The organism is Variovorax sp. J31P179 (genome assembly GCF_030316985.1).
In the GTDB taxonomy this organism is placed as follows: domain Bacteria; phylum Pseudomonadota; class Gammaproteobacteria; order Burkholderiales; family Burkholderiaceae_C; genus Variovorax; species Variovorax ginsengisoli_B.
Genome location: NZ_JASZYL010000001.1, coordinates 185,630 through 197,008 on the forward strand (window position 1 = coordinate 185,630; position 11,379 = coordinate 197,008).

At 69.8% G+C, this 11,379-nt stretch carries 10 protein-coding genes; 7 read left to right on the top strand and 3 right to left on the bottom strand.

All coding sequences use genetic code 11. The features are described 5' to 3' along the window. Positions 1-8: 8 nt before the first annotated feature. The 3 genes from QTI17_RS00980 to QTI17_RS00990 are packed head-to-tail and all read left to right on the top strand — an operon-like array spanning position 9 to position 3,596. The gene (locus tag QTI17_RS00980; protein ID WP_286530477.1) at positions 9-1,871 is read left to right on the top strand and encodes an OmpA family protein; all 1,863 of its coding nucleotides are present in this window, start codon (positions 9-11) and stop codon (positions 1,869-1,871) included. A gap of 13 nt (positions 1,872-1,884) precedes the next feature. Further along, positions 1,885-2,379 (top strand): Rab family GTPase, encoded by a 495-nt coding sequence (locus tag QTI17_RS00985; protein WP_286509461.1) that lies wholly within the window; start codon positions 1,885-1,887, stop codon positions 2,377-2,379. Between the two features lie 2 nt (positions 2,380-2,381). Next, positions 2,382-3,596 (top strand): PP2C family protein-serine/threonine phosphatase, encoded by a 1,215-nt coding sequence (locus QTI17_RS00990; RefSeq protein ID WP_286530478.1) that lies wholly within the window; start codon positions 2,382-2,384, stop codon positions 3,594-3,596. Between the two features lie 44 nt (positions 3,597-3,640). Here QTI17_RS00990 and QTI17_RS00995 read toward each other — a convergent pair whose 3' ends face one another. Further along, positions 3,641-4,150: a hypothetical protein gene (locus tag QTI17_RS00995; RefSeq protein ID WP_286530479.1), complete on the bottom strand. Its 510-nt coding sequence runs from the start codon at positions 4,148-4,150 to the stop codon at positions 3,641-3,643. Between QTI17_RS00995 and QTI17_RS01000 the strand changes: the two genes are divergently transcribed. Both QTI17_RS01000 and QTI17_RS01005 read left to right on the top strand, forming a co-directional pair. Next, positions 4,149-4,331 (top strand): hypothetical protein, encoded by a 183-nt coding sequence (locus QTI17_RS01000; protein ID WP_286530481.1) that lies wholly within the window; start codon positions 4,149-4,151, stop codon positions 4,329-4,331. The two genes, QTI17_RS00995 and QTI17_RS01000, sit on opposite strands and share 2 nt — an antisense overlap. Positions 4,332-4,442: 111 nt before the next feature. Then, positions 4,443-6,410: a hybrid sensor histidine kinase/response regulator gene (locus QTI17_RS01005; RefSeq protein WP_286530483.1), complete on the top strand. Its 1,968-nt coding sequence runs from the start codon at positions 4,443-4,445 to the stop codon at positions 6,408-6,410. A 3-nt stretch (positions 6,411-6,413) separates the two neighbouring features. On the opposite strand, the gene QTI17_RS01010 is transcribed toward QTI17_RS01005, so the two are convergent. Both QTI17_RS01010 and QTI17_RS01015 read right to left on the bottom strand, forming a co-directional pair. Then, complete coding sequence (locus QTI17_RS01010) at positions 6,414-6,704, bottom strand: hypothetical protein (RefSeq protein WP_286530485.1); 291 nt, start codon at positions 6,702-6,704, stop codon at positions 6,414-6,416. Positions 6,705-6,988: 284 nt separating this feature from the next. After that, a complete protein-coding gene (locus QTI17_RS01015; RefSeq protein WP_286530487.1) occupies positions 6,989-7,210 on the bottom strand; it encodes a hypothetical protein in 222 nt (73 codons plus the stop codon). Between the two features lie 218 nt (positions 7,211-7,428). Between QTI17_RS01015 and glgB the strand changes: the two genes are divergently transcribed. Both glgB and QTI17_RS01025 read left to right on the top strand, forming a co-directional pair. Further along, positions 7,429-9,324: a 1,4-alpha-glucan branching protein GlgB gene (gene glgB / locus QTI17_RS01020; RefSeq protein ID WP_286530488.1), complete on the top strand. Its 1,896-nt coding sequence runs from the start codon at positions 7,429-7,431 to the stop codon at positions 9,322-9,324. Beyond that, a complete protein-coding gene (locus QTI17_RS01025; RefSeq protein ID WP_286530490.1) occupies positions 9,317-11,377 on the top strand; it encodes an alpha-1,4-glucan--maltose-1-phosphate maltosyltransferase in 2,061 nt (686 codons plus the stop codon). Before glgB ends, QTI17_RS01025 begins: the two co-directional genes overlap by 8 nt. Positions 11,378-11,379 lie beyond the last annotated feature (2 nt).

Sequence of the window (11,379 nt, forward strand, 5' to 3'; positions counted from 1 at the left end):
GAGGCGCGGTGAACGCACGCCTGTCGCTGGCCGCGACGCACGCGCCAGGCGAGCCTTCCGACGAGGAGCAGAAGGCGCGGCTCGCCGCCCTGCTGCTGGAGTTGGCGCGCTGCGTCGATCCCAGCGTCGCGGCCACCCTGCCGAGCCGCCTGGACGCCGACCCGCGGCTGGACGCGATGCGCCGCGTGCTGCTCGAACGCGAGCGGGTGGCGCTGGCGCAGCTGCAGGAGAAGTTCGACGATCCGAAGCAGCTCGCCGATGCGGTGGGCTCGGTGCTGCCCGCGGCCTTCGCGCTGGCAGCGGCGCAGGACGACCGCCTGGGCCTCGCGATCTCGCCCACGGTCGAGCGCGCCACCCAGGCGTCGATCCAGAAGAACCCGGGCCGCATGGTCGACATCCTGTACCCCGTCATGGGGCCGGCGATCCGCAAGGCCATCGCCGAGACCCTCGAGGGCTCGCTGCAATCGCTGAACCAGGCGCTCAAGCACAGCCTGTCGTGGCGCGGGCTCAAATGGCGCATCGAGGCCTGGCGCACCGGCAGCAGCTTCGCCGAGGTGGTGCTCAAGCACACGGCCGTGTTCCGGGTCGACCACGTCTTCCTGATCCATCGCAAGACCGGCCTGCTGCTGGCGCACGTGGCGCGCGACGACGCGACGACGCGCGATCCGCAGCTGGTGTCGGCGATGCTTTCGGCGATCCAGGATTTCGTGCGCGACTCGTTCGACGAATCCGCCAGCGGCGGCACCAGCAGCGGCGGCATCGACAGCCTGCGCCTGGGCGACCTGCTGCTGTGGTGCGAGGAAGGCCCGTCGGCCTTCCTCGCCGCCGTGATCCACGGCACGCCGCCGGCCATGCTGCGCACGCGGCTCGGCGAGACGCTGGGCTCGGTGCACGACCAGTGGCGCGGCGCTCTGGAGGAATTCTCCGGCGACACGACGCCTTTCGAAGCAGCACAGCCGTTGCTGCGCCTGTGCCTGCTGTCCCAGGCCGCGGAGACCCACAGGAAGGTCTCGCCGCTGATGTGGCTGATCCCCTTGCTGCTGCTGGGCGCGCTGGGCTGGTGGGTCGGCCAGCGGATCATCGAGCGCCGCCACGTCGACGCCTATGTGTCGAGCCTGCAGGACCAGCCCGGCATCGTCGTGATGAACGCCGAACGGCGCGATGGCAAGTGGCTGGTGTCCGGGCTGCGCGATCCGCTGGCGGCGCAGCCGGAAGCCTTGCTGGCGAAGACCGACCTCGATCCGGCGCGCATCGTCGGCCGCTGGGAACCCTACCAGGCGCTGCATCCGGCCATCGTGCTGAAGCGGCTTCAGGCGACGCTCGACCCGCCGCCGACGGTCATCCTGGCGCAGGACGCGAGCGGCATCCGCGCCAGCGGCAACGCGCCCCAGCGCTGGATGGAAAAGGCGCGGGCCTTCGTCCAGACCCTGCCCGCCGGCGCACCCAAGGTCGACCTCAGCGCCCTGAAGGACGTGCAGGACCCGGACTACCTGCGCCTGCGCGATGCGATCCAGGCCCAGCTGATCCACTTCGACTTCAGCATGCCGCGGCCCGCGGCCGACCAGGAGACCAAGCTCGATACCGTCGCCGGCTACATGCGCGAACTGGTCCAGGTGGCGCGCGACCAGGGCTTCCCGGTCAAGGTGACGATCGTCGGCCACGCCGACGCCACCGGCAAGGACACCTCGAACCTGGCCCTCAGCGTTGGCCGTGCCGAGGTCGTGCGCTCGATGCTGCGTGCCCGCGGCGTCGATCCTTCCGTGCTCGCGGTACGCGGTGCCGGCCCGCTCGAACCGCTGCGCCCCGGCGCCAGCGAGGACGAGCTGTCGATGAACCGGCGCGTGTCCTTCGGCGTCAGCACCGGCGACTAGGACCTGTCAACACATGCTGCAAAAGAAGATCTGCCTGCTCGGCGCCTTCGGCGTCGGGAAGACCAGCCTGGTGCGTCGCTTCGTCGACACCATTTTCTCGGACGCCTACCTGACCACGGTCGGGGTGAAGATCGACAAGAAGCTGCTCACCGTCGGCAGCGAGCAGATGGCGCTGATCCTGTGGGACATCGCCGGTGAGGACGACATCGCGGCCGTCCGGGTGAGCTACCTGCGCGGCGCGGCGGGCTACCTGCTGGTGATCGACGGCACGCGGCCCGAGACCCTGGACACCGCGGTCTCGATCCAGGGCCGCGTCGATGCCGAGATCGGCAGCGTTCCTTTCGTCGCCCTGCTCAACAAGGCCGACCTCGAAGAGGACTGGACCATCTCGATGGAGCGGATCGCGCAGCTGGAAGCCGCCGGATGGCAGTTTCGCCGCACCAGCGCCAAGACCGGGGCCGCGGTCGAGGAGACCTTCCAGGAACTGGCGGCGCTGCTCGCCCGATAGCCATGCTCGACCTGCCGGCGCGGATCTCCGACTCGCTCCTGATGCTGCTGCACGCGCAGCGCGTGCTGGCGCACCTGGTCGTCGACGACGCCCAGAACCTCGTGCAGGCAGGCGGCCACCTGGACCACTACGGGCTGACCGGCCTGCAGTCCGGCGGCCTGGCGAGCGACCAGATCCCGTTCCTCGAAGGGCTGCTGCCGCTGGTCGAGACGCCGTTCCTGATCCGTTCGATGGAAATGCCCAGCGGCCGCGTGGCCGACGTCCATTTCTTCGCCGACGACGGCACGGTCTGGATCCTGCTGCTCGACGTGACCGCGGAATACGAGGAAGCCCGGCTGGTGCAGCAGAAAGCCTACGACATGACCCTGCTCAGCCAGCGCGAGGCCAGGCTGATCGCGCAGCTCGAGGCGGCCAACCAGGAGCTGACCCTGGCCCACCGCGAGCTGGCCGCCTCGCGCGAGGCGCTGCAGGTCACGCACGACCGGCTGCAGGACGAGCTGCGCGAGGCCGAGCGCTACGTTCGCGCGATCCTGCCGCCTCCGCTTGCGGAACCGCTGGCGGTCGATTGGCGCTTCGTGCCTTCGACCGAGCTGGGCGGCGACTCGTTCGGCTACCACTGGGTCGACGACGAGCACTTCGCGCTCTACCTGATCGACGTCTGCGGCCATGGCGTGGGTTCGGCCCTCCTGTCGGTGGCGGTCGCCGACACGCTGCGCTCGGAAGCGCTGCAGCGAACCGACTTCCGCAGCCCCGCCGCGGTGCTGACCGCGCTCAACCAGGCCTACCAGATGGAGCGCCACGGCGAGCTGTTCTCCACCGTCTGGTACGGCGTCTATCACCGGGCCACGGGCGAGCTGCGCTATGCCTCGGCCGGCCATCCGCCGGCCCTGCTGGTGAGCGGCCCCTGCGAAGCCGCCGGCGAGGGCCGGCCGCTGCCGGCCAACGGCCCCTGCATCGGCATCTCGCCGGCCGCCCGCTACCAGGAGGAGCGCTGCCGCCTGCCATCGCCGGCGCGGCTCTACGTCTTCAGCGACGGCACCTACGAGGTCGGCCGGCCGGACGGCTCCATGCTCGAGTTCTCGGCCCTCGCCGAGGCGCTTTCGCGGCCGGTCGCCGGCGGGGCGTCGGAGCTGGACCGACTGCTGGAATGCGCGCGCGACGCCCATGGCCCGGGCGTGCTCGAGGACGACTTCACCATCCTCAAGATGACGCTCTGAGCCGGCCCCTCATTCGCCGCACACGACCGCCCCTGCCGCCCCGGTCAGGGCGCGACAGGATTGCGCTTCGCCTCCTCGAGCCGCTGGCGGCGGCGCACATCGTCGCACTGCGGATGATGCGTGAATTGCGGCTTCAAGCACTGGTCGGCCATGCACCTGGCTTCGGCGATGAAGCCCATGCCGGCGCACGCCGCCCGCGGCGCGCCGGCCACCGCCTGACGTGCGCTCGGAGCCGCGGGCGGCGCCGGCGGGCGCGCCACTGCCGCGGCAGCGCCCTCGGCCAGGACAGGCGCGATCGGCTGAGGGGCGGGCGCGATCGGCTGAGCCGCGGGCGCGATCGGGTGAGCCGCGGGCGCCGGCGCGGCGACGCGCTCCGGCTCGCTGACCGGGCTCGCCTGCGCCTTGCCGGCGCTGTAGAGATACCAACCACCAGCGCCGGCCACGAGCCAGCCCGCGGCGCCGACGAGCAGTGCCACGCTCAGCGCCGCCACGCTGACCCACAGCCCCTTGGCGAAGGGCGCCGCGGCGACGCTGTCCGCCGCCTGGACTTGCATGGTCGGCGCCTCCGCGCCCGTTGACCGGGTCGCGGCGGGCCAGCGCAACCGCAAAGTCGGCGCAAAGCCGTCGTCGGCGCGCGGGGTCGGCAAGGTGCTGATGCACTCGATGCAGAACTTCGCGATCGCGCGATTCTCGGTATGGCACTTGGGACAGATCACGGACATCGCGCGAGCTTGAAAGCATTCGCCCGAATCGCCGCGTGCCGATTTCACGAAACCGCACAAAATGTTACATGCGCACGCTATCGAGGACGACCCGCACATAATCCGGTGAAAGCGAAGGGCGCCAGTGGATTACCTTTCAAATGCCGGTTCGAGCATCCAGACCGAGGAGCGGTATCGGCTGTTGGTGGATGCGGTCGTCGACTACGCGATCTACATGCTGAACCCTGACGGCATCGTCGTCAGCTGGAACTCGGGTGCCGAACGACTGAAGGGCTTCACTGCGTCCGAAATCATCGGCAAGCACTTTTCGACCTTCTATCTCCCGGAAGACGTGCGCAACGGGATGCCGGACCATGCGCTGACGATGGCCCGGCAGGAAGGCCGCTTCGAATCCCAGGGCTGGCGCGTCCGCAAGGACGGCCATCGCTTCTGGGCGCAAGTCGTGGTCCGCCCGATCCGCGCGCCCGGGGGCGAGCTCATCGGCTACGCCAAGGTGACCCGCGACCTCAGCGAGCGCAAGGCGGCCGAAGACGCCCTGATGAAGAGCGAAGAGCAGTTCAGCCTGCTGGTGCAGGCGGTGACCGACTACGCGATCTTCATGCTCGACGCCGACGGCATCGTCACCAACTGGAATGCCGGCGCGCAGCGCATCAAGGGCTACGCGCCGCGCGAGATCATCGGCACCCACTTCTCGCGCTTCTACCGTCCCGAAGACCGGGAGCGCGGCATTCCCGCCCAAGCGCTGGCGACGGCCGCCGCCGAAGGCCGCTTCGAAGGCGAAGGGTGGCGGGTGCGCAAGGACGGCTCGACGTTCTGGGCCAACGTGGTCATCGACCCGATCTACGGCCCGAACGGCCAGGTGATCGGCTTCGCGAAGGTGACGCGCGACATCACCGAGAAGCGCAACGCGCAGCTGGCGCTCGAACAGGCGCGCGAAGCGCTGTTCCAGTCTCAGAAGCTCGACGCGATCGGCCAGCTCACCGGCGGCGTCGCGCACGACTTCAACAACCTCCTGATGGTCGTGCTCACCAGCCTCGAACTGCTGCGGCGCCGGGTCGCAGGCGACGACAAGCTGCTGCGCCTGGTCGAGAACGCGGTGTCGGCGGCCAAGCGAGGCGCCTCCCTCACCCAGCGGATGCTGGCCTTCGCGCGCCGCCAGGACCTGCAGCCGGCCGCGGTCGACATCCCGGCGCTGGTCGACGGCATGAAGGACATGCTCGAGCGCACGCTCGGGGCCACCATCCACATCGAGGAAGCGTTCGAGCCGGCACTGCGACCGGTGCTGGTGGATGCGCACCAGCTGGAGCTGGCCCTGCTCAACCTGGCGGTGAATGCACGCGACGCGATGCCCGAAGGGGGCCGGCTCCGGTTCGCGGCATCCGAGGTGGCGTGCACCTTGGCCGACCACCTGGCGCCGGGCGCCTACCTGCGACTCTCGATGACCGACAGCGGCACCGGCATGGACGCCGCGACGCTGGCGCGCGCGCTCGAACCGTTCTTCACGACCAAGGGCGTCGGCAAGGGCACCGGCCTGGGCCTGGCCATGGTGCACGGACTCGCGGTCCAGTCGGGCGGCAAGTTCGTTCTCGAGAGCACCGAGGGTGTGGGGACGACCGCCACCCTGTGGCTTCCCGTGGCTTCGGCGAATTCGCAGGCCCTGCCCGCTGCCGCCCCGATGGCCTCGGTGCCGACGGAAGCCGCGTCCCTGGCGCCCATGCTGGTCCTGGCCGTCGACGACGACCCCCTGGTTCTCGCCGGGACGGCCTCCATGCTGGAGGACCTGGGCCATTCGGTGCTCGCGGCCTCGAGCGCCGAAGAGGCGTTGACCATGGCCCGGGCAGCGCCACACATCGACCTGGTCATTTCGGACCAGGTGATGCCGGGCATGAGCGGCGCGCACCTCGTCGAGGCCTTGCGCAAGAACAACCCCTCGTTGCCGATGATCCTCGCCTCGGGCTTCGCCGAGCAACCAGGCGACCTGCACCCCTCCACCGTCAAGCTCTCGAAGCCCTTCGACATGGCGCAGCTGGCACACGCGATCTCGCAGGGCGTGCGCCGAACCCGCGAGGCCCAGGGGCAGGAAGACACCTGAACGTCAACGCGAGCGGCTCGCCGCATCCGGATCGACCGGCCCGATGGCGGGCGCATCGACCGGAGGCGGGCCGGCGATGCGCGCGGGATCGATGCCGAGTGCGTCGAGCACGGCGGCCGCCGAGGTCGCGGGGGCCTCGGCGGCCGGTGGCGGCGTCGACCGCGCCGCCTGCCGTCCAGGCGCTGCCGGCGCTCTCGCCGCCGGCTCGATCCATCGGGCGATCGCCTGGCCCCATTGGTCCACAGGCACGACCTGCGCCACCAGCACGCCCGCCCCGGCCAACGCGGCGAGCACAGCCAGCTTGGCGACGACGGCCGCGACAGGGGTCGAGCGCCTGGTCCTGGGCTTGCGCGCGCCGGGCGCCGCTGCATGACCTGGAGACTTCCCGGGTGATTCGTGCCGCCCAGGCGGGGGCCAGGCGGTCTCGGCCGCTTCGAGGCGCGTGCTGTCGAAGCCGAAGGTGGGCGTGCGAATGCCGGAAAACCTGCCGCCACATCCGCGGCAACGACGCGCGCGTTCCGGGTTCGGGGTATGGCAGGAACTGCAATACTTGGTCATCCGCGGACCGGCGACACGCCTCAGGCGTCGATGGGCACGCCGCCTCCGAAATGCGCCACCCACACATCCCACACTTCCTGTGAAGCGGTACTGAACGGCCGCTGCCACGCGGTCATCATCTGGAGCTGCATTTGCTGGAGTTGCAGCAGCCCGGTGAAAAAGGCCTGCTGAAAGGCCAGGACCGGCTGCATCACCGGGTCGGGCGCAGACGAGGCGAGATGGGGGCTCGTCGGATATGCCATGGCACTTCCTCCTTGGCGCTCCAATTTAACGCCATCGATCGGCAGCCGGGCCGTTTGCAACGTTGCGTTTCAGTTTCCCGGGCTGCCGCAGGCCTTTCTTCGGCATCGAGTCGCTGTCCGACAGGAGGACGGGTGCTTTGACGCATTTCACCTCCGGCCGCATCGCCTAAACCCGAGTTTTGCCGCAGAGGCCGACCCCGGCCGGCTCATCGACCTCCATGTCTCGTTCCCCCGATTCCACCTTCGGCGACACGGACGCCTACCTGCTCGGGGAAGGCACGCACGCCCGTCTCCACGAGCACTTGGGCGGCCGCCTGGTCGCCGACGGCCTCGGCGCCACCTTTGCGGTCTGGGCGCCCAATGCGCGATCGGTGTCGGTGATCGGCGACTGGAACGCCTGGGACCCGCGGGCCGACCCGCTGATCGTCCGCGCCGACAGCACCGGCGTCTGGGAAGGGCGCAGCGCACTCGCCCGCCACGGCCAGGCGTACAAGTTCCGGATCGTCGCCGAGGGCGGCCGCGTGCTGGAAAAGGCCGACCCCCTGGCCCTCCTGAGCGAAGCGCCGCCGGCCACCGCCTCGCGGCTCTGGTCGCTCGCGCATGACTGGGGCGACGACCACTGGATGCGGACGCGCGCCGAGCGCAACCGCCTCGACGCGCCGATCTCGATCTACGAGGTGCATCCGGGCTCCTGGCGGCGTCCGGATGGCGCACTGCCCAACTATCGCGAGCTCGCGCGACCGCTCGCCGAGCACGTGGTGTCGCTGGGCTTCACCCATGTCGAATTGATGCCGGTCACCGAGCATCCGTTCTACGGCTCGTGGGGCTACCAGACGACCGGCTATTTCGCGCCCACCGCACGCTACGGCACGCCGCAGGACTTCATGGACTTCGTCGACCACCTGCACCAGCGCGGCATCGGCGTGGTGCTCGACTGGGTTCCGTCGCACTTTCCCGACGACGCCCACGGACTGTCCGTCTTCGACGGCACCCACCTCTACGAACACGCCGATCCGCGCCAGGGCTTCCATCCCGAGTGGCACTCGGCGATCTTCAACTACGGGCGCAACGAGGTCCGCAGCTTCCTGGTCTCGTCGGCCCTGTTCTGGCTCGACCGCTACCACATCGACGGCCTGCGCGTGGACGCGGTCGCCTCGATGCTGTACCTGGACTACGCGCGCAAGGAAGGCGAATGGATCCCCAACCGGCACGGCGGGCGCGAGAACCTCGAGGCCATCACCTTCCTCAACGAACTCAACCGGGCGGTCTACCGCGAGCACCCCGACACCTTCACGGTGGCCGAGGAATCGACCGCCTGGCCCCGCGTGTCGCGGCCGATCGAGATGGGCGGCCTCGGCTTCGGCATGAAATGGAACATGGGCTGGATGCACGACACCCTGGCCTTCATGAAGGAAGACCCGGTGCATCGCCGCTTCCACCACCACCGCCTGACCTTCTCGATGGTCTACGCCTTCAGCGAGAACTTCGTGCTGCCGCTGTCGCACGACGAGGTGGTGTACGGCAAGGGGTCGCTGATCGGCAAGATGCCCGGCGACACCTGGCAGCAGTTCGCCAACCTGCGCCTGCTGTATGGCTACATGTGGGCGCATCCCGGCAAGAAGCTGCTGTTCATGGGTGGCGAATTCGCCCAGCGGCGCGAGTGGACGCACGAGGGCCAGCTGGAGTGGCAGCAGGCCGAACTGCCGGCGCACCGCGGCGTCCAGCACCTGGTGGGCGAGCTCAACCGGCTCTATCGCAGCGAGCGGGCGCTGCACGAACTCGATGCCTCGCCCGACGGCTTCGAGTGGATCGAGGCCGACGACCAGTCGCAGAGCGTGATCGCCTTCCTGCGCCGGGCCCGCAACGGCGAGGCCGTGCTGGTGGTCTGCAACCTGACGCCGGTGCCACGGCGCAACTACCGGCTGGGCGTGCCCAGCGGCGGCATCTGGCGCGAACTGCTCAACAGCGATACGCTCGCCTTCGGCGGCGCGGGTTGGGGAAATCTCGGCGAGGTCGAGGCCGCACCCGTGCCTTCGCATGGCCACAGGCAGGCGCTCAGCCTGACCCTGCCGCCGTTGTCCACCCTCTATCTGAAGGCGGTTGCCGATGCCTGATGGACTGCTGCCGAGCTCGACGCCGGCCGAGCCCCAGCCTCCCTTCGCGATCGACACGCCCGACGGCCGCAGCCGCGCCGTCGTCGATGCGGTGCTGCCGGCGGTGGACGGCGGCCGCTTCGCCGCCAAGTGCGTGGCGGGCGAGCACTTCCGGGTGACGGCCCATGTGTTCACCGACGGCCACGACGCGCCGCGCGTGATGCTTCAGTGGTGGAAAGACGGCGAGGCCCGCCGCCGCGAGTTGCCGATGAAGCTTCGCTACAACGACGAGTGGCATGCGGACTTCGTGCCGCCCATGGCCGGGCGCTACCGCTACACGGTGGTGGCCTGGGTCGACGCCTTCGAGTCGTGGCGCCACGAACTGGTGCGGCGGGTCGATGCCGACGACATCCGGCTGGCGGCGCGGGTCGGCGCACTTGAAATCCGGGCCGCCGCCGCACGCGCGGCGGGCACCGAACGGGAGGCGCTCGAGGATTGGGCCCTGGCGCTCGAACAGGGCGCCCAAGACCCGGCGCTGGAGGCGGCGGCGCTGAAGGCGCTGGCGCTCGACGAGGACCTGGCGGTCACCGCGGGCCGCTATCCGGACCGCCGGCTGGAGGCCCGCTACGGCGCCGACCTGCCCCTGGTCGCCGATCGGGAGCGGGCCCGCTTCAGCACCTGGTACGAACTGTTCCCGCGCTCGGCCGGCGACGCGCCCGGTGCCCACGGCACCCTGCGCGATGTCGAGGCGCGGCTGCCGCTGGTCGCGGCCATGGGCTTCGACGTGCTGTACTTCCCGCCGATCCATCCGATCGGCCGCCTGCAGCGCAAGGGCCGCAACAACGCGCTCGACACCGAGCCGGGCGACGTCGGCAGCCCCTGGGCGATCGGCGCCGCCGAGGGCGGCCACAAGGCGATTTTGCCCGCCCTCGGGACGCCGGAGGACTTCCGCCACCTGGTCGCCGCGGCCCGGGCCCGGGGGCTCGAGATCGCGATGGACATCGCCTTCCAGTGCGCACCCGACCATCCCTACGTGAAGGCGCATCCCCAGTGGTTCCGCTGGCGGCCCGACGGCAGCGTGCAATACGCCGAGAACCCGCCGAAGAAGTACCAGGACATCTATCCCTTCAACTTCGAGAGCGAAGACTGGCAGGGCCTCTGGTGCGAACTCAAGAGCGTGCTCGACCACTGGATCGCCGAGGGCGTGACGATCTTCCGGGTCGACAACCCGCACACCAAGTCGTTCGCGTTCTGGGAATGGGCGATCACCGAATGCAAGCGGGCACACCCCGAACTGATCTTCCTGGCCGAGGCCTTCACCCGGCCGAAGGTCATGCATCGCCTCGCCAAGCTGGGCTTCACGCAGTCCTACACCTACTTCACCTGGCGCAACACCAAGGCCGAACTCACGGACTATTTCACCGAACTCGCGCAGGGCCCGGGCGCGGACTACTTCCGGCCCAACGTCTGGCCCAACACGCCGGACATCCTGCACGCCGCGCTGCAGGGCGGCGAGGAGGCGATGTTCAGGCTGCGGCTGGTGCTGGCCGCCACGCTGGCCGCCAGCTACGGCATCTACGGCCCGGCCTTCGAACTGCTCGAGCACCTGCCGCGCGGCCCTGCGAGCGAGGAGTATCTCGACTCGGAGAAATATCAGCTGCGCCACTGGGACTGGGATCCCGACAGCGGCCTGCGGCCCTTCATCGCCCGGGTCAACCGCATCCGGCAGGGCAACGCGGCCCTGCAGTCCGACCGCAGCCTGCGCTTCCTGGACATCGACAACGACCAGCTGATCGCCTATCTCAAGGCTTCCGACGATGGCCGCAATGTCGTGGTGACGATCGTCAACCTCGACCCGCACAACGCCCAGTGGGGCTTCCTCTCGCTGGACCCCTCGGAGGTCGACGTGCCGCGCGACCAGCCGTTCCAGATGCACGACCTGTTGACCGACCAGCGCTTCAGCTGGCAGGGCGGACGGCACTTCATCCGCCTCGAGCCCGAGCGCGTGCCGGCACACGTGCTGGTGGTACGCCGCCGGCTGCGCGACGAGCGCGACTTCGACTACTACCTCTGAGC